The organism is Lacrimispora sphenoides, from assembly GCF_900105215.1.
GTDB classification, from domain to species: domain Bacteria; phylum Bacillota; class Clostridia; order Lachnospirales; family Lachnospiraceae; genus Lacrimispora; species Lacrimispora sphenoides_A.
The window spans coordinates 612,134-632,906 of sequence record NZ_FOIP01000002.1; the positions used below are offsets into that span (position 1 = coordinate 612,134).

Sequence of the window (20,773 nt, forward strand, 5' to 3'; positions counted from 1 at the left end):
TCCTCCCAATGATCGTGTGCCTGGCTGCCTGTAAAATATTCCAAAGCCATAGGAAGATAGTAATTATCTTCCTATGGCTTTTTAATAGACAGAATTCCATGATAATGCCGGATTCCCATAGGACTTCAAGTAGAGTTGCGCAGAACAAGGCTGGTAGGAAGAATTACTTTCCTGGGGAGAAGCTGATACCCGTTAATCCTTGCAAGGAGCAGATCAACTGCAACCATGCCGATTTCCTTTGTAGGGATTTCAATTGTGGTCAGAGGAGGATTGGAATATTTGGATATTTCGATATTGGACAGCCCGATTACTGCTACTTTGTCCGGTACGGCTATTCCCATTTTATACAGGCTGCTTAAGGCGGCCATGGCCATTAAATCACTGGCTACAAAGAAAGCGGTGGGAGAATCTTCTTTCTGATAGAGCTGGTTGACCTTTTCCATGCAAAGGTTCTCATCCCAGGCGCAATCAATAACCCAGTCAGAATTTACCGGCAGGCCGGCAGCGTGCAGGGAGGCGTAATAGCCCCGGTACCTCTGGCTGGATTTTATATCGCCGCTCATACCGCTGCCGCCGATAAAGCCTATCTTTTTATGCCCCTTGTCAATTAAGTGCTGCACTGCCACACTTGCTACCCTGTAATGGTCATAACCTACATTGTCGATATCCTCCCACCAGGTATCGATTCCGACAATGTTTGGAACCTGATTTCGTATGAACTGGTAGATTTCACTGTTGAGTGATTCCATCAGAATCAGACCAGAGACCGGATTGCCAAAGGCGTTGTATAAGGCCTTTTTATCCTCCAGCTCGGCACCGGTCTTTATAAAGGTAAGTTCATATCCGTTGTTTTGAAGCTGTTCTTCTACGCCGGACAAGATGGACATAAAATAAGGGTCGTTATATTTATTTTTCGTTACGCTTAGGACACAGCCTATTTTTACAAGTGCATTGCCTGAATGGGCTTTATTGTCACCGGAGGAAGAGTTTGCGGGGGATTTTACTGTATAGTTCAAATCTGTAACAGCCTTCCATACCCGTGCCCGGGTTTCGTCGGTCATTTTGTATTGGGTATCGTTATTTAATACCCGTGATACAGTAGCTATTGACACCTTTGCCAGATTGGCTACGTCTCTGATTGTGCTCAAATTAGTTTGCCCCCTTAATCACAGCTTGTGAAATTTTTGTTTAGTATGTTTACGTAAACTGCGTATATTACATACAGTTAAATTATAATAATGTTTCACTGATTTTGTCAATACTTAATTTTCCAGCCGCTAAGTGGCATTTATGGAAAAATCACTCCAGTTTGAGGATTTCTATGACAGTATCCCGGAATATTTCCATAAAAACTTATGAAATAAAAGGTATGAGAACAACAAACCTTTTCATGATAAGGAACGTTATTTGTAAAATATTTTATAATTTTTTTCATAATTATTTTAAAAATAGTATTTACACAGGGCAGGGCAAATGTTATAATCCAGCTATAAAGTTTAGTAAACAAACGTAACAAAAAGTAACAAAAAAGAAAGCAATAATAAAAAGAACCTGACTAGTTTTAACAGAATTATCGATGCAGAGCAGCAAACAGAAAGGGAGTGTTGGGATGAAAAGTATCCGCTGCCATAAGTGTGCAAAGGAATTAAGCAATAACGAGATTGCGCTTAACCTTAAGCTGTTGGGAAAGCAAATCGGGACGTTACACTGCTATCAGTGTTTATCGGAGTACTTCTGCTGTGATACTGTCAGACTGCAGGAGCTGGCAGAACAGTATAAAAGCAGCGGCTGCCTCTTGTTTCAAACAAATTATACAGCCTAAGGAGATAAGCCTATGAGTGATACCTATGTTACATATCCTAAAATAACTGACGAACTCCTTGATAATCCGGGGATTGGCTTTATTGCAGCTCCGGGTTTGATGGAACCGGCAGGGTCAATACATGATAACCGGGGCAATCCGGTGGAAAAATACAAATTTACCGATAGCAGCAGAACCTCAAATCATCCCGACAGCAGGATTACCTACTGTGGAGTCCGGTGGAGAGATTTGGAGGCTGAAAAGGGCAGATACCGGTGGGATATCCTTGAGAAAAAGCTGGAGGAGGCAAAAGCATTGGGCTGTACGGCAATTGTACGCTGCTCTCCCTATGCATTGGCAGAAGAGGACGATATCCCGGATTGGTTTCGAAGGGAATGCCGGGAGGAACCGGAATTTCCCTTTTGGAGAGTTGACCCCCTGCATTCCCCCTATGTCACTTACTGGTCTAAGTTTATTGCGGAATTTGCAGAACATTTTGACGGACATCCGGTAATAAGCTCAGTGGATATGGCACTGGTAGGAGCCTGGGGCGAAGGCGGAGGCACCGAGTTTCTTGATGAGGAAAGTATCAGGCAGATGGTAGGAGCTTATATCGACAATTTTAAATAACCCCGCTGCAGGCCCTTCTCCATGATCCAAAGTCGGTAAAGATGATCCGTGAGAGAAAGGAAAATATAGGATTTCGGGTGGATTGCCTGGGGGATATGGGAGGCTTCCATCAGGAAGAATGGTCCCATATGCTGGATTTTTATCCGGAAAATATCTGTAACTTTGAAATGGAGGATGCATGGAAAAAGGCACCGGTGGTATTTGAAGCCTGCTGGCACATGAATGACTGGTACCTCCAGGGCTGGGATATCGATTATATTGTGGATGAATCCTTAAAGTGGCATATCTCTTCCTTTAACAGCAAGGGCACTACCGTCCCTGAGACATGGAAGGAGAGTGTTAAAAGGTGGCTCAATACAATGGGATACCGCTTTGAATTAAGAAAGCTCACGTATCATCCGGTGGTAAAAAAAGGAGAAGGCTTCCGAATCAGAGGATTGTGGGCCAATACTGGTGTTGCTCCTATATATCATAGGTATCCCCTGGTAGTCCGCCTGAAAAATGAGAAAGAAGTCATCAGACTTACCAGTAAAACGGATATCAGAAACTGGCTGCCGGATATGGATATCCTTTGGGAAGAAGAGTTCGCCCTGGAAGGAATGGCCGGTGAGTATTCTCTGGAAATAGGAATTGAAACCGGGATACCGGAGCTTGGAAATATAAAACTGGCAATTGAAGGTTTAAAAGACGGTTACTATTGTTTCGGAAAAATAATCGTAGAATAGAGGGATGAGCATGGGACATTTATCGTATGGATTCAAAGAATGTGTGGATTATTGCGGCTTTGACAATCTGCCTGAGGGGCTGGAGCAATTCTATGCCGGCTATCCCGGGGTAGAGGACAGCCATTTTATAGAAAGAAGATTTTTAAAGGAAATATTTGAAAAATTCAACCTTCCGGAGAAAAAGCAAAGGCTACTGACAAAAGCGGCAGAAGCAGTGGAAGGGGACCCGAGACTGTTTCATTTCTCCAAATTCCTGGTATGGGATATGTGCTCTGCAAGAAACCGATGTGACGTGGATAACTATAAAAATATGACTCCTGTGTGTATGGCAGAGTACGGAGAACTTTATTCCTTCCTCCTTCTGCTGGCCTGTGTGGTTCCTTCCATAAAGCTTTTAAAGGAACGGGGCGTTCCGGAGCATTATTATCGGGATATTCCTTTCCAGCCTATAAAGTCCCAATTAGAGAAGCTGGTTCGGGATGATGTGAGCGTAAGTGATTTTCCCTGGGATATGAATTTTTATACCTGCTCCATCTTTCTTATGGACCGGTTCCTGTTTATTCCTTGCCGCTTTGGCGATACATTTACCATGTACCGGAATAAGGTTTCCGGGAAGGTAACCGCCCTAAAACATGGCGGAGAGGAATTCCGCAGAGACGGGCAGTTTAATGGAATAAACGGAGTTTATGATAAAGCAGGAGCCTTTCTTTCCCTCTGGCAGGAGACGGAGGAGGAGATTACTGCAAATCCCATCAATCCCATGGGCTTTGTGGAGAGGGATCCCGTAACGCTGTTAAAGAAGGAATGGGAGGAAGCCTTAACCCAGGGGGATATGCTTCTGGCGCTTCATGTGCCTTCCGGTCCGGGATATAACCCTGAGAGGCTTAAGAATTCCATGGTGCTGGCGCTGGAGTTTTACAAGACTTATTTTCCGGAACTGCCGGTCAAAGGCTTTTGGAGTGAAAGCTGGCTGTATGATTCAAGACTGTCTCTGGTGCTTGATCATGATACCAGCAATATTATAAAGGTCCAGCGTCAATTTTATCTATATCCGATTAAAGAGGGAGATGCCATGCTTCGATATGAGGTATTTGGTGACTGGAAAGCCGATGAAACAAAGGTGGAGCTTAAGACCTCCCTGCAAAAAGCGGCTGCTGCCTATATGGCAACAGGAGCGTGCTTTAATAACCTGAGTATGGTGGTTCTAAAGGAAGAAGCGGATCAAACGGATCAAATGCCTTATATCACACAGGATGACATTGCACGCTTCAGACAAATTGCTGACAGCCATTTAAAATAAGGAGGAGCTGCCCATGGGAAAATATGCACTGGAACATTATAGTCCCTATGAAACTTATAAAATACGGCCGCTGCACCTTTCTAAGGCCACAGTTAATCCTGGCAGAGGGCAGTACCGGATGGTTGAACTCACCTGGGAGGAGCTGGAGCCTCATCGGGGTAAATATAACCTAAACCGGTTAAAAGAAGCACTTGCAGAGGTTCATAATCCGGTCCTTTCCATAAAACAGGGCTTTCCGGCCTGGCTAAAGAAGGGCCAAGAGGAAAGCTTTAAACACTTAATCCGCAGAGTTGCAAGCGCCCTGAACAATGAAAAGCTTATTGGTGTTGCGGTTTCTACGGAAGATAGCAGCCAGGGAATCTGGGATGCTTATCTGGAAGCCTTTGAGGGCATTCCGTTATTGGTTAGTCTTGAGCAGGAGGACTTGCTGCAGTATCTAAAGGATCATGAATACCCTTTTGGCCTTATTGTAAATTGCAGCGAAGATAACTGGATCAGCTGCTGCGAAAAATTTGCCGGGTACCGGCTTCAAAATACCTGGCAGCGGATGCCGGTACTGCTTCAAATAGAAGAGGAGAGCCCTGGAGAGAATATCCGCCGGGAAGGCCTGCGATGGCCTGCCGGTCTCTCCAGCCGCCTCATGGATGTAGGGTATGACTTTTCCATAAGAAGATTGACATATCCAAAGAAGATCGCATCAAAGGGAGCACTTCCCCTCCGCTTTTGGTTTGTAAATAGGGGCAGTGCGCCTTGTTATCTGGATTACAGCTTAAGGCTTCGTCTGGAAAGGGGAGGGGAGGAGCAGGAATTTGTCTTAAACATTGACAAAGGTGCCTGGAAAGTTGGGGATATTACCCACAATGAGATTATTTCCTTACCGATACTGCCTATTGGTGAATACGGTTTGTCAGTTGGGATTTTCTTTGCTGATGAAAGCCCCATGGAGCTGGATATCCAGATGGAGAAAAAGGACGGTTATTACAGGCTGGGAACGGTGGAGGTGTGTAAAGACACAGCGGTGGATTTGGCACATGCCTGGGATGATTTCTATCCCGATGGCTATTATCCGCTGGAGGATCCGCAGCTTCCCGATTGATTGGATGGACGACAGAAAATAATAGCAGGAGGAAAGAAAATTGAAAATTGCATTGGTTGGTGCAGGACAGCGGGGAATGATTTATTCCAAACAGGCCTATGAAACAAAAAAGGCAGATATTGTAGCGGTGGTGGAGCCGGAGGATGAAAGAAGATCAGCTGCGGCGGAAAATTTCGGTATTCCGTCTGAAATGCAGTTTAAAAATATAGAGGATTTTTACCGGAGGGGCAGGATTGCCGATGCCGTTATCATTGCATCCATGGACCAGGACCATTGCCAACAGGTTCTGGCTGCTCTGGAGCTTGGATATGATATTCTTCTTGAAAAGCCCATATCTCCCAATCCAAAGGAATGTCTTATGATTCAGGATAAGGCAAATCAGAAGGGCTGTAAGGTTATTGTATGCCATGTACTCAGATATACGAATTTTTTTGCGGCGATTAAGGAAATTATCGACAGCGGAGAGCTGGGGAAGGTAATTACCATCCAGCATAATGAGAATGTAGGTAATTACCACATTGCCCATTCCTTTGTCAGAGGAAATTGGAGAAGAAGTGATTTATCCAGTCCCCTGGTGATGCAAAAATCCTGCCATGACATGGATATCCTTGCCTGGCTGGTGGGCAGTGAGGCGAAAAAAATAGTTTCTTTTGGCAGTTTAAAATACTTTAAAGAAGAGAGTGCTCCAAAGGGCAGCTCCGAACGTTGCCTGACCTGTAAGGCTGCCGGAGACTGCCGCTTTGATGCCCGCAAGGCCTACCTGCCGATTATGGGAAGCTGGCCGGCTACGGTTCTTACCCAGGACCAGACGGAAGAGGGGGTAAACAAAGCTTTGGCTGAAGGCCCCTATGGACGTTGTGTATACCGCTGTGACAACGACGTATGCGACAATCAGGTAGTATTAATCGAATTTAAGAATGACGTAACAGTCAGCTTTAATTTAAGCGGATTTACGAATAAAATTAGCCGGACGATCAAGGTTATGTGCGAAAATGGGGAAATCAGAGGGGATGACAGTCTGAACCAGATTGAGGTTACAAAATTTGCCTCCAATGCAATTGATGGTTTTGAGCAGAAAATCATTCATACCGGTCAGCCCCAGGGAGGCCATGGAGGAGGAGATGTGGCCCTGGTGGATGATTTTGTCAGTCAGATGGAAACACACAGCAACAACAGCAGATCCTCCATAACCCAGTCAGTGGAAAGCCATGTGATGGCATATGCGGCAGAGCAATCCAGAATTACCGGCGAAATAATTGATGTGGATGCATTAAAAAGCCGGCTGCGAAACTCTTAAAAAACGGAAAAGAGTGGTGAAGAGTGATGAAATCAAAAAGAATTCAAAAGGAAGCACCGGGGCCTAAAGAAGACCGGATAAAAGAATTCCTGCGTGAAATAAAAAGAAACAAAGGCCTGTATCTTATGTGTATGCCTGCTCTGATTGTACTGGTTATGTTTTGCTACATTCCTTTTGCAGGAACCTGGATGGCATTTACCGATTTCAATGTAATGGATGGTATCTTCGGAAGCAAGTTTGTAGGCTTAAATAACTTCAAGTATTTCTTTTCCGAGAGCAGCATGGGCTGGCGGGTAACTTATAACACACTGTTTATCAATTTCTTTGGAATCGTACTGGGTCTGATTGTTCCAATCAGTATTTCCATATTTTTCAATGAAATCAGGAGCGAGCTCTTTAAGAAACTGACACAAAGCTTTATGTTTTTTCCGTATTTCCTTTCCTGGGTCGTAGTAGGTACGATTATCTACGGATTTTTTTCCACCGATGTGGGCGTTATCAACAATATGCTGCGATCATTGGGAATGGAACCGGTAAAGTGGTATGCGGAACCAAAGTATTGGAAGGGGATCATAATTACCGCCAGTATGTGGAAGTGGAGCGGATACAGCTCCATCATTTACATGGCGGCCATGGCGACTTTCGACGGTTCCTTATACGAGGCTGCAAAAGTGGATGGTGCAAACAAGTTCCAGAGAATTTTGTATCTCACCATTCCGATGCTGAAACCGACGGCCGTTGTACTGACCCTTATGAGTATCGGACGTATTTTCTACGGTGATTTCGGCATGATCTACGGTATTGTAGGCAACAATCCGGTATTGATTGATGCGGTAACCGTAATTGACACTTATGTGTATCAAAGCATGAGAACCCTGGGCTTTTCCTATGCAACCGCAATTGGACTGTTCCAGTCGGTGATGGGCCTGATTCTGGTATCCGTTGCCAACCGGTTAGCAAAAAAATATAATGACGGGGAGGGATTATTTTAATGAGAAAAAGCAAATCATTCGGCGATCACCTGGTAACGATCCTTGCTTATTTATTTATAGGCTTATTCGGGCTGCTTTGTCTGTATCCCCTTATTCTTACCTTAGGTGTGTCCCTGTCCTCGGAACGTGAAATCGTCATGCATGGTTATTCTGCTATTCCGCAGAAATTTACCCTTAATACATACATTTATATTTTTGCAAACAGTGGTATGAGGATTTTAAAGTCTTACGGAGTCACCATTTTTGTTACGGTTGCCGGAACCGTTGGAGCTATGATCATTACCAGTATGATTGCCTTCGCGTTATCGATTAAGAGCTTAAAGTACCGTAATGTCATTGCCTTTTTATGTAACTTCACCATTGTATTTTCAGCGGGACTCATTCCCTGGTATGTGGTTTGTGTGAATTACTACGGATTAAAGAATAACATTCTGGCATTGATTCTTCCTTCTATTTTCAGTGTCTGGAACATGTTCCTTATGAGAACCTATTTTTCAAGCATTTCGCCTTCCTTATACGAGGCAGCTAAAATTGATGGAGCAAGTTATATGCTGATTTATTGGAGGATTGCACTTCCCCTCAGTAAAACGGCAGTGCTTACCGTAGGCCTTATGTATGCCCTGCAATACTGGAATGACTGGTGGAATGCCCTGATTTTTATTAATGACAAGGATTTGTTTCCTCTCCAGTATTACCTCTACACAATTCTTTCAAATGTAAATGCCATTAGTTCGGGGCGTGTTCCTTCCGGCGCTGCCGCGGGAATCACACTGCCCTCTGAAACGATGAAAATGGCAGTTACGGTTATAACCATAGGCCCGATTATCTTCTTATATCCCTTTGTACAAAAATATTTCGTACAGGGTATTATGACTGGTGCAGTTAAGGAATAAACCCTGTAATAAAAATCATTGGTAGGCCAGGAGAAAGGCTTAACATAAACCAAAAGGAGGGTATTGTAATGAAAAGACTATTTATACTGACAACTGCCGTTATCATGGCAATCGGTTTACTTGGGGGATGCAGCAGCAAGGGTAAATCGAAAGAAGGCACGAATACCGAAACCGTAACGATTCTTTATCCCGGTGATGAAAGTGATAGAATGTCAGAATTTATGAGTAATGAGTTTGCTGAGAAAATGAAAGAGGATTTAGGCATTAAGGTGGAAATGGTTTATACTCCATGGGACCAGTATTGGGAACAAAAAGATATCATGCTGGCAGCCCAGGAACCCATCGACCTGTATTGGGACGGACTTCCCGATCTTGCCACCATTGTGAATAAAAAACAGGCTTCTGTTCTGAATGATTTAATTGACAAATATGGCCAGAATTTGTTGAAGGTGCTTCCTGAAGAACAGTTAAAGGGTGCTACCATTAACGGAGAGGTTTATGGGATCCCCTCCGCTTATGCACCTTCCTCCGGAATGTTCCAGATGGTATGTGTCCGCCAGGATATTCTGGAAGCCTGTGGTATGACGGAGATTAAGACAACAGAGGATTTGAAATTATTTGCAGAAAAGGCAAAAAAATTGTATCCGGAAATGAAAGGGCCTGCAGACCCCATCTTTAAACCCCTGACCAGATATTTTGCCGATGAGCAGCTTACCTGGTGCGCCAATGAAGATGCCGTTGTATATGGTGATACCACAAATAAGGTTTATGATTACTATGAAACCGATGCGTTCAAGAAGGTTGCACAGTATAACCGCCAGATGTATCATGAAGGCTTATATTCCGATGATTTAACGACCAAATACAATGAGAGGGATTCCCGTATGCAGACCGGCTTATACTTATGGGTAGAGGGTTCTCTTGGCAAAGAAAATGAGATTATCAGCAGCGTGAAGGCAAATGCTCCTGATGCCAGATTAAAGAACTATATCCTGAAACCGGAGGAACCCCGCTATATCATAGCCACCGGCGGCGAAGTCCTTTGCATACCACAGACGGCACCCAATCCGGAAGGTGCAGTGAAATTTATTGACTGGCTCTACTCTTCACAGGATAATTACCTGATGGCTTTATACGGCGTGAAGGGGAAAGATTATGATATCGTTGACGGAAGAATTAAAAAGCTGGTAAATGATGAGTTCTTCTATGAATGGATGTTCCGTAACAAGAATTATCAGTTATTTGCACCCGATATTGACCAGAGCTACATCGATACTTATGAAAGCTGGGACGATAAGGCAGTCACCTCCAATATGCTTGGCTTCCGCTTCAATAACGAAAAGGTAAAGGTAATTGAAACTGCAATCAAAGAGGTGGCAGGAAAGCAGATGGCACCGATTCTCTACGGATTCGTGGATTTTGACACAGAGTATCCCAAGGCTTTGGAGGCACTGAAAAAGGCAGGCATTGATGAATATGTGGCAGAGGTGCAGAAGCAGATGGATGAGTTCCAGGCTTCAAAGAATAAATAAACATGCCCCAGCATTCAAAGAGGGCGAAGCATTCGTTGCTTCGCCCTCTTGATTAAGGTTCGTCTTTGCCCAATAATGGGGCTATATTATCGCTCTAACGTTTGTTTTAGTTTTTGCCGTACCAATTCCAAATCATCATCGCAAAGTATTGGCATGAAAGCAAACAATTTTTCAGGTTCAAAGTCCCACCATTGGAGCTTAAGCAGCAATTCAATGAGTTCTTCGTCAAAGCGTTTTTTAATTGGCCTGGCTGGGTTGCCGCCCGCGACGGTATAGGGTTCTATGTCTTTCACTACCACGGAATAAGCAGCAATAATCGCCCCATCACCAATTTTCACGCCGGGCATGATGACACTATCCCGCCCTATCCACACATCGTTGCCGATCATGGTGTCTCCCTTGAAAGGAAGTTGAGAGAGATGAGGCGGGGTATTTTCTGCCCATGCACCACCAAAAACATTAAATGGATAAGTGCTGATACTGCTTATGCGATGATTGGCACTGCCCATGATAAATTGCACGCCGCTGGCAATTGAACAAAACTTGCCGATATATAAGCTGTCTCCAAATTCCGGCCAGTTAAATAATACATTGCTGCGTTCAAACGCAGTCGGGTCAACTGGGTCATCATAATAGGTGTAATCCCCAACAAAAATATTGGGGGCAGTAATCACGTTTTTTAAGAAACATGATGTTTTGTATTTATTTGGAAAAACCGTATTTGGGTTTGGAATATTGTTCATAAAAAAAGCTCCTATTCTATTTATTATCACCTCCGAACGTATTTTTCGGTTCCGTGGCTATCGCTCTTTTTTTACGCATTTCTTTCATTGCATTTTCTCCTTGCCTGCAGTGACAATCGATTCATTATTTGCCATTACCCACTGCATAAACTAAAAAACAATGGTATTGTTTTCGGTGGTTAAATTGTATCATGATTTGATTTACTTTTCCACCTCATTCCGTAGCTTTACATGGATCACCATTTTTTGATGCTTTTACCAGCATGGAAAATGTCCTCACTGTTTTTAGAACAGCGAGGACATTTTTTATTATAAAATATTTTCATCTGGGAGTATGAAATAAAATTATTTTGCTGCCCATATTTCAATTTCTAATTTTATCTCTTCTAACCCTAAGGCATTTACATAGGCAACAGTCATTGAAGGATAAGGCTTACCAAAAAAGTCATCATATACTTTATCAAAGTAATCCCAGTCAATTTGTTCCGTTGACCATATATTAACCTTAATAACACTATCCGGTGTTAAATCGATACTCTTTAATAGATTTGATATATTTAAAAATGTATTGTCTACTTGTTGATTAAATTCTTCAGGAAGATTACCGTCCAAATCTGCTCCAATTTGACCAGAAAATGTGTAAAATGCTGCATTAGGCTCTATTTTTGTTACGTGAGTATAATTACCTACTGCTTTACTTACTCTTGACAAATTTAATCTGCTAACTACATTATGATTCATATTATTATAGACCTTTCTGTATTGGGATAAAATAATTTCTACCACTATATATTTTCATAATATAAAGTTATCCGTTGATAGAAATTTATTTAACAAATACAGAGATGGAATATCTATTGTTTTCAATGCTGCAGGTATATATAAGTTTTTCCATTCCAACACCTCCTACGGCACAATTATATGTATTATAGTGAAATTTGTCAATAAAACATACACAGATGATTGCGTTTTGTTAGTTTAAGATTTGTTTATCATCATTATAACTATATCTTGTTGCATAGCTTATATATATCTGATATTATATCATTATTTATATAGATCTGTTGACAAGTTGATAGAAAAATTATACATAGAATTCCCAACTTCTTTTAAAAATAGGAGCGGAGATATATAAGAACAGAGCCAATATGGAAATAAAAGAAATGGAAGTTTGATTCCATGATTATAATAAAGAAATTCTGGAAGGAGAAAGGACCTCATATGCATACGAAAAACTCTATAATGAAAGATATTGAACAAACAGGAATTAGAAAAAATGGAACTTTGCTCATCCATTCTTCTATGAAAGCGATTGGAGTGGTAGAAGGTGGAGGTGATTCGGTTCTGGATGCTTTTATCGAATATATGAAAGACGGACTATTACTATTTCCAACCCATTCATGGTCTGACAAAAATTTAAAAGACGGTATCTATGACCCCAAAACAGAACCAGCCTGTGTAGGAATACTGCCCAATCTTTTTATGAAAAAAGCAGGGGCTATTCGCTCGATGCATCCTACCCATTCGGTGACAGCCATGGGAAGCAGAGCACAAGCATATGTTCTGCGTGACAGAGATGTTTATACACCTTGTCCTCGAAATGGTTGTTTCGGCGGACTTTACGATGAGGAAGCACAATTGTTATTTTTGGGTGCGACACTTAAGACCAACACATTTATTCACAGTATTGAAGAATGGCTGAATATTCCTGATCGTATCAACCCACAATCAAAAAAAATAAAACTTTTATATGGAGACAAAGATGTCCATGAAATTGATTATCGTGGTCATTATTCTACTCGTGGAGATGTGTCAAAGAATTATGACAAGCTACTTATTCCAATGATACATATGGGGATTGCTAAGGAAGTAAAAATTGGAGATGCTGTTTCCTATGTTGTCGAAGTGAAGCCTATGGCAGATTGGGTCATAGGGCTGTTGAAGGAAAAACCACTTTTATTTGATGATGATCAACCTCTGAAGTATTAGATTGGAATGTTCAATTTGATTTGTTTCAAAAAGTGAGCCAGAAACTAACTCCCTGTTAGTTTCTGGCTCATTTTAAAATTATATTTTGTTCAGCATGGGGATCGTTCTTTGATGGTCGTGTTAGATGGATAAAGGAGCTGTCAGCTTGTCCAGAACGAATATCAGATCCTTTTCTGCCTGTTTCATCAGATCATAGGAATAATCGTTGAGACACCAGTCAATAATCACGCCCCGGTTGATTCGGATCAGAAAGGATGTGAGCTCATGCACCGTCATATCGGTATGAATCATACCTTTCTCTAACGCTTTTTCCGCCAGTTCTTCTACTGTCTGATAGTACTTTCTTACCGGTTTTACGGAATATTTCACATCTGTTGATAACTGAGCGATATACAGCTCTTTTGTCAGGTTGGCTGACTCTTCCATAACAAATTTTGTCTGGTGTAATAATATAAATTTTATGTCTTCAACGGGATTGTGGAATTCATAGCGCTGCAGCAGAAGATCCAAAGCATCGTCGTACAGGGCAAAGCCCTTGTTGATCATCTCTTCCTTGGAACTAAAATGATGGTAAAACGCTCCCGTAGAGATACCAGCTTCCTGGCATAGCTGCCGGATGCTCATGTTGTGATACCCTTTTTTTTGAATTAAATTTAAGGCGACCCTTATGATGTTATTTTTTGTCTGGGCGGCCTGCTCGTCTCTTTTCTTTCTTGCCATAAATGATTTTGCTCCAATTAGATACAGTTTTTATAATCATAAACTTTTTTTAAAAAAATTGCAAGGTGAACTCATTGGACCTAATTGACAAAAGAATAACAAAGTGCTAATATTAACATAACAGCGTTCGGTTAAAAATGCTTGTTGAAAACAAAATAAATGAAAGGAGAAGAAGATTATGAAGTTAACAAACGAAGAGCAGGATATACTCAATGGCAAACACGGAGATATTCTGCAAAAAACAATGGAAACACTTGTAAGGTACGGAGAAATGTATGACGCGGAATGCCTTGTACCTTTAGATGGGCCTGTGCATCTTGTGTGTTCCTTTGGAATGCCGGCCCTGAAGCCTCTATCAAGAATTATGAAAGAGATGATTGATGCCGGAATCAGGACCAAGCTGCCTTTTACGGCGGATCCCCAGCCTCTTGATTACGAGAATGTGCCGGCTAACCAGCAGGAGAAGGAGATGTATCAACTGTTATACGGCACCCAGCAGGAATACGAGAGCATGCTGGTGAAGCTTGGAATGAAGGATGAAAATGCCTATACCTGCGCCTGTTATTTTGATGAGGTGGGCAACACTCCGAATTTCGGAGACAATCTGGCCTGGGCGGAATCCTCGGCGGTGGTTTATGCCAACTCTGTACTGGGAGCCCGAACAAACAGGACCTCTGGCGTTATGGAATTCTTCAGCGGAATTATCGGAAAGACGCCGAAATTCGGTTTCCTGACCGATGAAGGAAGAAATGCTGACTGGATCATAGAACTGAAAACAACCCAAATTCCTCGTCCACAGATTCTGGGAAGCGCCATCGGAATGAAGGTAGTGGAAAAGGTACCATACATAAAAGGCTTGGATCAGTTTCTCGGAACTGAATTGACTCCGGCGGTAAAGGACTACTTAAAGGATATGGGAGCAGCAACTGCATCAAACGGTGCGGTAGCGCTTTACCATGCGGAAAACCTGACACCGGAGGCGAAAAAATACGGAGAAGAACTGATCAGAGAGAATGCGTCCGTTTATGTCATCGATGACGCGGAGCTTCAGAGAGTGGTAAGCTCCTATCCGGTTCTATGGGCAGATATGAACGCAAAACCTGACAGGGCATTTATCGGATGTCCCCATGCATCCTTCAACCAGCTGACAGAATGGACCGAAATTTTTGAACAGGCCCTCAGGGAGAGCGGACAGGATAAAATCCTGGTGGATACCATCATAACCAGTGCACCCGATGTAATCGCAAGATTCAGAGGGACAGAGTATTATGACCGGCTTATGAAAACGGGAGTGAAGGTGTCTCACATCTGTCCTCTGATGTATATGTCAAATCCGCTTTGTGCAAAAAAACCAATTATTACAAATTCAAATAAACTGAGAACTTATTCCTCAGCACGGTACGTAGACGACCAGGAGCTTGTAAATCTTGTTGTAAAGGGAGGTTTTTAGCAATGGATAAATTTCAGGGAAGAGCAGTCATACCGGGACAGGTCAGGGGAAACGCTATGGTGTCCAAAAAGGGATTCAATGTGCTTTCATCCTATATGGGGGCGCTGGTATCAAACGGTAAACAGACACTGTGTACTGACCAGAACAATCCGGACCTGTTTCAGAAGGATCTCTCCGGAGCCATCCTCTGCATTCCACAGGTGATCGGTTCCACTACGGCGGGTATGCTGATTCAGACCGTCGCAGCTATGGGGATTCAGCCGAAAGCAATGCTGTTTTCAGCAACAGCCGAGTCCCTGGCGATCTCGGGTGTTCTGCTGGCGGATATTTGGGAAAACACAAAGATCGTTACGGTTGATGGGCTGGGTGATCGCTTCCTGGAGTCGGTTCAGGATGGGCAGACGGTGGAAGTCGCGGAAGATGGCGCTGTAACAGTATTTTAATGGAGAGAAATGGAGGAAACACATGAGTACAAAATTCAAAGAGCTTTTTGAGCCTGCATATATCGGGAACGTACAAATAAAAAACAAATTGTCCATGGCACCAATGGGCCCTGTCGGATATGCCGATGCACTGGGAGCTATGAATCAAAGGCTGCAGGAGTATTATGTGGAACGGGCCAAGGGCGGAATCGGATTGATTATTACTGGAATCTGTAGTGTGGATCTGGAAATTGAAGGTTTGGTCAAACCGGGTCTCCCATGTCCGACTCAGAATCCACTGGCTTTTATTCATGAAGCGTATCAGATGAATGAAAGAATCCATGCATACGGCACAAAGATTTTTCTTCAGCTTACCGGAGGTCTTGGGAGAAGTGCGCTGCCCGGATTTGCTACCAAGTTTATCGCGCCGTCAGAGAATGAAAACAGATTTGATCCCCGAATCAAGCACCGGGAAATGACGATAGAAGAAATCAAGAACTTGATTCAGAAATTCGTCATGTCCGCAGCGGTTGCGAAAAAAGCTGGCTTTGACGGCGTAGAGATCCATGCGGTTCATGAAGGGTATCTCCTGGATCAGTTTGCCATCGCCCTTTTCAACCGCAGAACGGACGAATATGGCGGCTCGTTGGAAAACCGGCTGAGGGTTGCAACGGATATTGTGAAAGGTATCAAAGCAGCCTGCGGACCTGACTTCCCTGTCAGCCTTCGCTACAGTCTGAAAAGCTGCATGAAGGGAATCCGCCGCGGCGGTTTGCCGGGAGAAAATTATGAAGAAGCTGGTAAGGATATCGAAGAAGGAATCGAAGCTGCTAAAATTCTGGTGGCAGCAGGCTATGACGCATTGAACGTGGATGCGGGAACCTATGATTCCTGGTATTGGAATCATCCGCCGATGTATTTTGAAGATGGAATGTACCGTGAATTCGGCAGACTTGTAAAGCAGAACGTAGATGTCCCTGTTATTTTGGCCGGAAGAATGGAAAATCCGGAGATGGCAATAGAAGCCCTCGGCGATTCCTGCGATATCATCGGACTTGGAAGACAGCTTTTGACTGATCCGTATTATCCGGAAAAGGTTAGAACGGGAAGGCTAGATGAAATCAGACCGTGCCTCGGCTGCCATGAAGGCTGCCTGGGCAGAATTTCAAACGCCCCTGTGAGCTGTGCCGTGAATCCGGCCTGCGGCAGAGAAAAAATTTACGGACTCGTACCGGCCAATAAGAAGAAGCATGTTCTTGTTATTGGAGGCGGAATAGCAGGAATGGAAGCAGCAAGAGTGCTGGCCGAAAGGGGACACCGCGTTACTCTATGTGAAAAGAGCGGAAGCCTTGGAGGAAATTTGATTCCGGGAAGTGTTCCTCATTTCAAACGCTATGACAGAGCCCTTGTTAAGTGGTATCAGAGACAGCTTGAGCTTCTGAATGTGGAAGTCAAGATGAACTGTGAGATCACTGCAGATAATATCTCCAATTTCAAGCCGGATGAAATCATTACGGCAACCGGTTCGAAGCCGATTCAGAGCAAGTTTGGATCGGAGACTTTTGCGACTACCGCAGATGATATCCTTCTTGGAAAAGCAGAGGCAGGAAAAAATGTCGTTGTGATCGGCGGTGGATTGGTTGGATGCGAAACAGCTCTATGGCTTGCACAGAACGGTTCCAAGGTTACAGTTGTCGAAATGCTGAAAGACATTCTGGGCGGTCACGGTGCGCTTCCGCATATGAATCACGATATGCTTGTGGATCTGCTGGCATTCCATGAGGTGGACGTCTTTACAAGCAGTACTGTGAAGAGTATAGAGGGGGGTAAGGTGACTGCAGAAACCCCGGAAGGAGAACGTTCATTCCCGGTGGATACGGTTATTTCAGCCATCGGCTACCGTGAAAATCATTCACTTTATGATGAACTGAAGGATTTGGATATACCTGTCCACAATATTGGAGATTCCCAGAAGGTACATAATATTATGTATTCCATCTGGAATTCATACGAGCTTGCCAGAGAACTGTAACTCTATAAATATTTCGTAAATAGAATAAATTTTATGCAGCGCCTTTTGATTTCAACGGAAATCAGAAGGCGCTTTTTTCTGCATTTTAAGTTGACTATAGTGAAATAAAAATAAAAAAATTATAAGAGACTAGAATTTGTTAATAAAGTACATAATATGGCAATAAAAGCAAAGAATATAATGTGTGTTGTGCTTTCACTATGAAATGAGGGGCTATATGAATGTATTAGAAAGAAAGATATTTGAATCGGTACCAGGTAAACAAGTGACATTAGCACATATTATTGCAAATCCCGATGATCGAATCTTTGAGAAATTAGGCTTGAATGAAGAAAAGTATCATGCAATTGGTATTTTAACCATAACCCCACCAGAGGTTGCAATCATCGCTGTAGATATAGCTAAAAAGACTGCACCTATTAAAATAGGATTTGTTGATAGGTTCAGTGGGTCTGTATTTATCCTGGGGGATGTGGCAGCTGTACAATCTGCTATAGAACAGGTTGTTATTTATTTAAGCGAATTTATGCAGTTTTCTGTCCCCAAAGTAACAAGAACATAATAGGTAGGTATAGAAAATGAAGAAAATTATGTTAATTGGATCAGTTGGAAGTGGGAAAACCACCCTTTGCCAAAGGATTCAAGGAGAGATGATTAAATATAAAAAGACACAAGCAGTTGAGTTCTATTCTCAGATGATTGACACACCAGGCGAGTTTGTTTTGCATAGAAGATTCTATAGTGCGTTACAAATGATGGCTGCTAGTTCAGATATCATTGGATTCATCTGTAGCGTGACAGAACTTAGCCAGACATTTTCGCCCTATTTTGCACAAAACTTTACAAAACCATGTATAGGAATAATTACAAAGATAGATCTAGCATCAAACGAAGAGGCTATTATAAACGCTGAGAAAAGATTAGAGTTAGCTGGTGTTGAGAAAATTTTTCGTCTCTCTGCTGTTGAAGATAAAGGAGTAGCAGAGTTGATAGCCTATCTTTCTAAGGAGGAATAATAAATTGCAAATTTATACTAGGACAGGTGATAAAGGATACACTAGGATAATCGGTGGCATGCAATTAGCAAAAGATAGTGAACGTATTAACGCATATGGAACAATTGACGAATTAAATAGTTTTGTAGGTTATGCTATTACACTTATAAAAAACAATGATTCTTTGAAAAAGGAATTAGCACAGATCCAGCAGTGTTTGTTTGATTGTGGAAATGATTTAGCAACGCCGAATGGAAAAGGAACATACCGAGTTACATCTGCTTTAACAAAGTGGATTGAAACGTGTATTGATGCACATGTAGATATTCCTCCAGAAGTGGAGTCTTTTATTTTGCCAGGTGGCTCTCAAGCAGCAAGTATTTTGCATATTTGCAGAACCATTGCCAGGAGGGCAGAAAGAGAAATAGTAACATTCCAATGGACGAATGATATGAATGAAGAAGTTTTGATATTTGTTAATCGCTTATCAGATTACTTTTTTTCCGTAGCACGTGTTGCGAATGTAAATGAAGGCATAGAAGATGTGCTTTATGAAAGAAGTGGAAAGGTATTCCATATAGATTTGAAAAAAGAAGATTTATAAAATTAGAAAGGAGGAGTATGCTATGCAAGAAATAAGATTTGGAACAACATTGTACGTTGGTGAAGATAGCTTGAAACGATTGTCAGATTTTAAGAATGAAAAGATTTTGATAGTAACAGATTCTTTTATTGCTTCATCAGAGTTACTTTCACATATTAAAAGTTATATTGATAGCAGCACTGAAACAATGGTGTTTTCTGAAGTTATTCCAGATCCCCCAATTGATAACATTGTTGCCGGGTTAGAATCCAGCAAAGGTTTTTCAGCCACGATTTTATTAGCAATAGGCGGTGGCTCTGCGATTGATGCAGCAAAAGCTATGCTCTATTTTGGCAAATTGACGGATAGATTTCGTGGGATACGATTTGTCACGATCCCTACAACAAGTGGAACAGGTTCAGAGGTTACGAATTTTTCGATTATCACTGACGCTGAAAAGGGAACAAAATATCCTTTGGTTACGGATCAAATATTGCCAGATGAGGCTATTTTAGATTCTGGTCTTGTTGCAGGTTTACCACCAAAGCAAACTGCTGATACGGGTATTGATGTTCTTACTCACGCGATAGAAGCTTATGTTTCTACTAAAGCCAATGATATCTCTGATGCCTTAAGTGAAAAAGCCATATGCTATGTATTCACTTATTTAGAGAGAGCTTATAAAGATGGAAATGATAAAGTAGCACGTGAAAAAATGCATATAGCATCAACAATGGCAGGAATGGCTTTTAATATAGCATCACTTGGGTTAAACCATGGCATAGCACATGCAGCAGGAGCACGTTGGCATATTCCACATGGAAGAATAAATGGTATCTTATTGCCAAATATTATTCGTTATAATGCAGGAATTATTGAAGGAAACTACAGTAAAAATACTACCCCTGTTGCAAGTCGTTATTCTAAAATAGCTAAATTCTTAGGATTAAATGCTGGAAATCCACAAATGGGTGTACGAAGTTTAGTTAACGCAATCCTTGCACTTGAAAAGGCACTTTCAATTCCAAAGAGTCTTTCTGAATGGGGGGTGAACAAGGATCAATTTGAATCAGATAAAAATGTAATAGCAGAAGCTGCTCTTGCAGATCGTTGTACAGCAACAAACCCTATCGTTCCAACGAAAGAGGATATAATTAGCGTTCTAGGGAAATCATTTATATAAATTATGATTAAATGAGGTGATTACTTGGCTGTAAATGAGAGAATTATACAGGAATATGTTCCTGGTAAACAAATCACCGTTGCACATGTTATTGCAAAACCTGATACAGAATTATATCAAAAGATTGGGATAGCACAATCTGGAAATGAAGCAGTCGGTATTTTAACGATAACACCAAGTGAAGCAGCGATTATCGTTGTTGATATAGCAACAAAAGCCGCTGAAGTTGAAATTGGTTTTGTTGACAGGTTTTCAGGTGCAGTGGTTATCATTGGGGATGTTTCCTCGGTTAAGATTGCTTTAGAAAACATTTTAAAAACCATGGAAAGTCTTTTAGATTTTACAGTTGTACCTTTATCTAGCACTTAATGAAACATATTCAAAGGGAGT

At 42.1% G+C, this 20,773-nt stretch carries 22 protein-coding genes; 18 read left to right on the forward strand and 4 right to left on the reverse strand.

Features of this window, described 5'->3' with window-relative positions; all coding sequences use genetic code 11:
- Positions 1 to 125: 125 nt before the first annotated feature.
- Positions 126 to 1,148 carry a LacI family DNA-binding transcriptional regulator gene (locus BMW45_RS19615; protein WP_092247937.1) on the reverse strand — a complete coding sequence of 341 codons (1,023 nt, stop codon included), beginning with the start codon at positions 1,146 to 1,148 and terminating at the stop codon, positions 126 to 128.
- A gap of 461 nt (positions 1,149 to 1,609) precedes the next feature.
- On the opposite strand from BMW45_RS19615, the gene BMW45_RS19620 reads away from it, so the two are divergent.
- From BMW45_RS19620 to BMW45_RS19655, 9 genes are all read left to right on the forward strand, one after another.
- Positions 1,610 to 1,822, forward strand: a complete 213-nt coding sequence (locus BMW45_RS19620) for a hypothetical protein (protein ID WP_092247940.1) — start codon at positions 1,610 to 1,612, stop codon at positions 1,820 to 1,822.
- A gap of 12 nt (positions 1,823 to 1,834) precedes the next feature.
- Positions 1,835 to 2,431, forward strand: coding sequence for a hypothetical protein (locus tag BMW45_RS28255; protein WP_207649114.1), 597 nt, complete (start codon positions 1,835 to 1,837; stop codon positions 2,429 to 2,431).
- 41 nt (positions 2,432 to 2,472) lie between these two features.
- Entirely contained in the window at positions 2,473 to 3,156 is a 684-nt protein-coding gene (locus BMW45_RS28260) for a DUF4832 domain-containing protein (RefSeq protein ID WP_207649115.1), read from the forward strand.
- Positions 3,157 to 3,166: 10 nt separating this feature from the next.
- On the forward strand, positions 3,167 to 4,456 hold the full coding sequence (locus BMW45_RS19630; protein ID WP_092247943.1) for an acyltransferase domain-containing protein: 1,290 nt from the start codon (positions 3,167 to 3,169) through the stop codon (positions 4,454 to 4,456).
- 13 nt (positions 4,457 to 4,469) lie between these two features.
- A complete protein-coding gene (locus tag BMW45_RS19635; protein WP_092247946.1) occupies positions 4,470 to 5,552 on the forward strand; it encodes a hypothetical protein in 1,083 nt (360 codons plus the stop codon).
- A gap of 40 nt (positions 5,553 to 5,592) precedes the next feature.
- The gene (locus BMW45_RS19640; protein ID WP_092247949.1) at positions 5,593 to 6,849 is read left to right on the forward strand and encodes a Gfo/Idh/MocA family protein; all 1,257 of its coding nucleotides are present in this window, start codon (positions 5,593 to 5,595) and stop codon (positions 6,847 to 6,849) included.
- Positions 6,850 to 6,875: 26 nt separating this feature from the next.
- Positions 6,876 to 7,841, forward strand: coding sequence for an ABC transporter permease (locus BMW45_RS19645; RefSeq protein WP_092247952.1), 966 nt, complete (start codon positions 6,876 to 6,878; stop codon positions 7,839 to 7,841).
- Complete coding sequence (locus BMW45_RS19650; protein ID WP_025232279.1) at positions 7,841 to 8,734, forward strand: carbohydrate ABC transporter permease; 894 nt, start codon at positions 7,841 to 7,843, stop codon at positions 8,732 to 8,734. The genes BMW45_RS19645 and BMW45_RS19650 overlap by 1 nt, the downstream gene beginning before the upstream one ends.
- Positions 8,735 to 8,802: 68 nt before the next feature.
- Positions 8,803 to 10,266, forward strand: coding sequence for an ABC transporter substrate-binding protein (locus BMW45_RS19655; protein ID WP_207649116.1), 1,464 nt, complete (start codon positions 8,803 to 8,805; stop codon positions 10,264 to 10,266).
- Between the two features lie 86 nt (positions 10,267 to 10,352).
- Here BMW45_RS19655 and BMW45_RS19660 read toward each other — a convergent pair whose 3' ends face one another.
- Entirely contained in the window at positions 10,353 to 11,009 is a 657-nt protein-coding gene (locus BMW45_RS19660) for a CatB-related O-acetyltransferase (protein WP_092247958.1), read from the reverse strand.
- A 345-nt stretch (positions 11,010 to 11,354) separates the two neighbouring features.
- Positions 11,355 to 11,720, reverse strand: coding sequence for a RidA family protein (locus tag BMW45_RS19665; protein ID WP_242883174.1), 366 nt, complete (start codon positions 11,718 to 11,720; stop codon positions 11,355 to 11,357).
- A gap of 510 nt (positions 11,721 to 12,230) precedes the next feature.
- Between BMW45_RS19665 and BMW45_RS19670 the strand changes: the two genes are divergently transcribed.
- Positions 12,231 to 12,998 (forward strand): AAC(3) family N-acetyltransferase, encoded by a 768-nt coding sequence (locus BMW45_RS19670; protein ID WP_166433428.1) that lies wholly within the window; start codon positions 12,231 to 12,233, stop codon positions 12,996 to 12,998.
- Between the two features lie 120 nt (positions 12,999 to 13,118).
- On the opposite strand, the gene BMW45_RS19675 is transcribed toward BMW45_RS19670, so the two are convergent.
- A complete protein-coding gene (locus BMW45_RS19675) occupies positions 13,119 to 13,718 on the reverse strand; it encodes a TetR/AcrR family transcriptional regulator (protein ID WP_092247964.1) in 600 nt (199 codons plus the stop codon).
- A gap of 178 nt (positions 13,719 to 13,896) precedes the next feature.
- Between BMW45_RS19675 and BMW45_RS19680 the strand changes: the two genes are divergently transcribed.
- From BMW45_RS19680 to BMW45_RS19715, 8 genes are all read left to right on the forward strand, one after another.
- Positions 13,897 to 15,168 carry an aconitase X gene (locus BMW45_RS19680; RefSeq protein WP_092247967.1) on the forward strand — a complete coding sequence of 424 codons (1,272 nt, stop codon included), beginning with the start codon at positions 13,897 to 13,899 and terminating at the stop codon, positions 15,166 to 15,168.
- Between the two features lie 2 nt (positions 15,169 to 15,170).
- Positions 15,171 to 15,611 carry an aconitase X swivel domain-containing protein gene (locus BMW45_RS19685; RefSeq protein ID WP_092247970.1) on the forward strand — a complete coding sequence of 147 codons (441 nt, stop codon included), beginning with the start codon at positions 15,171 to 15,173 and terminating at the stop codon, positions 15,609 to 15,611.
- Between the two features lie 22 nt (positions 15,612 to 15,633).
- Positions 15,634 to 17,622, forward strand: coding sequence for an FAD-dependent oxidoreductase (locus BMW45_RS19690; protein ID WP_092247973.1), 1,989 nt, complete (start codon positions 15,634 to 15,636; stop codon positions 17,620 to 17,622).
- A gap of 217 nt (positions 17,623 to 17,839) precedes the next feature.
- On the forward strand, positions 17,840 to 18,184 hold the full coding sequence (locus tag BMW45_RS19695; RefSeq protein ID WP_092247976.1) for a BMC domain-containing protein: 345 nt from the start codon (positions 17,840 to 17,842) through the stop codon (positions 18,182 to 18,184).
- Between the two features lie 16 nt (positions 18,185 to 18,200).
- Entirely contained in the window at positions 18,201 to 18,638 is a 438-nt protein-coding gene (locus BMW45_RS19700; RefSeq protein WP_092247979.1) for a EutP/PduV family microcompartment system protein, read from the forward strand.
- A gap of 4 nt (positions 18,639 to 18,642) precedes the next feature.
- Positions 18,643 to 19,221: a cob(I)yrinic acid a,c-diamide adenosyltransferase gene (locus tag BMW45_RS19705; protein ID WP_092247982.1), complete on the forward strand. Its 579-nt coding sequence runs from the start codon at positions 18,643 to 18,645 to the stop codon at positions 19,219 to 19,221.
- A 22-nt stretch (positions 19,222 to 19,243) separates the two neighbouring features.
- Complete coding sequence (locus tag BMW45_RS19710) at positions 19,244 to 20,383, forward strand: 1-propanol dehydrogenase PduQ (RefSeq protein WP_092247985.1); 1,140 nt, start codon at positions 19,244 to 19,246, stop codon at positions 20,381 to 20,383.
- A gap of 24 nt (positions 20,384 to 20,407) precedes the next feature.
- The gene (locus tag BMW45_RS19715) at positions 20,408 to 20,752 is read left to right on the forward strand and encodes a BMC domain-containing protein (protein ID WP_092247988.1); all 345 of its coding nucleotides are present in this window, start codon (positions 20,408 to 20,410) and stop codon (positions 20,750 to 20,752) included.
- Positions 20,753 to 20,773: the final 21 nt, after the last annotated feature.

What these genes read in the sequence shown, in the direction of transcription:
- BMW45_RS19620 (WP_092247940.1), top strand. Translation starts at nt 1,610, where the DNA reads ATGAAAAGTATCCGCTGCCATAAGTGTGCAAAGGAATTAAGCAATAAC.
- BMW45_RS28255 (WP_207649114.1), top strand. Translation starts at nt 1,835, where the DNA reads ATGAGTGATACCTATGTTACATATCCTAAAATAACTGACGAACTCCTT.
- BMW45_RS28260 (WP_207649115.1), top strand. Translation starts at nt 2,473, where the DNA reads ATGATCCGTGAGAGAAAGGAAAATATAGGATTTCGGGTGGATTGCCTG.
- BMW45_RS19630 (WP_092247943.1), top strand. Translation starts at nt 3,167, where the DNA reads ATGGGACATTTATCGTATGGATTCAAAGAATGTGTGGATTATTGCGGC.
- BMW45_RS19635 (WP_092247946.1), top strand. Translation starts at nt 4,470, where the DNA reads ATGGGAAAATATGCACTGGAACATTATAGTCCCTATGAAACTTATAAA.
- BMW45_RS19645 (WP_092247952.1), top strand. Translation starts at nt 6,876, where the DNA reads ATGAAATCAAAAAGAATTCAAAAGGAAGCACCGGGGCCTAAAGAAGAC.
- BMW45_RS19650 (WP_025232279.1), top strand. Translation starts at nt 7,841, where the DNA reads ATGAGAAAAAGCAAATCATTCGGCGATCACCTGGTAACGATCCTTGCT.
- BMW45_RS19655 (WP_207649116.1), top strand. Translation starts at nt 8,803, where the DNA reads ATGAAAAGACTATTTATACTGACAACTGCCGTTATCATGGCAATCGGT.
- BMW45_RS19660 (WP_092247958.1), bottom strand. Translation starts at nt 11,009, where the DNA reads ATGAACAATATTCCAAACCCAAATACGGTTTTTCCAAATAAATACAAA.
- BMW45_RS19670 (WP_166433428.1), top strand. Translation starts at nt 12,231, where the DNA reads ATGCATACGAAAAACTCTATAATGAAAGATATTGAACAAACAGGAATT.
- BMW45_RS19675 (WP_092247964.1), bottom strand. Translation starts at nt 13,718, where the DNA reads ATGGCAAGAAAGAAAAGAGACGAGCAGGCCGCCCAGACAAAAAATAAC.
- BMW45_RS19680 (WP_092247967.1), top strand. Translation starts at nt 13,897, where the DNA reads ATGAAGTTAACAAACGAAGAGCAGGATATACTCAATGGCAAACACGGA.
- BMW45_RS19685 (WP_092247970.1), top strand. Translation starts at nt 15,171, where the DNA reads ATGGATAAATTTCAGGGAAGAGCAGTCATACCGGGACAGGTCAGGGGA.
- BMW45_RS19690 (WP_092247973.1), top strand. Translation starts at nt 15,634, where the DNA reads ATGAGTACAAAATTCAAAGAGCTTTTTGAGCCTGCATATATCGGGAAC.
- BMW45_RS19695 (WP_092247976.1), top strand. Translation starts at nt 17,840, where the DNA reads ATGAATGTATTAGAAAGAAAGATATTTGAATCGGTACCAGGTAAACAA.
- BMW45_RS19700 (WP_092247979.1), top strand. Translation starts at nt 18,201, where the DNA reads ATGAAGAAAATTATGTTAATTGGATCAGTTGGAAGTGGGAAAACCACC.
- BMW45_RS19710 (WP_092247985.1), top strand. Translation starts at nt 19,244, where the DNA reads ATGCAAGAAATAAGATTTGGAACAACATTGTACGTTGGTGAAGATAGC.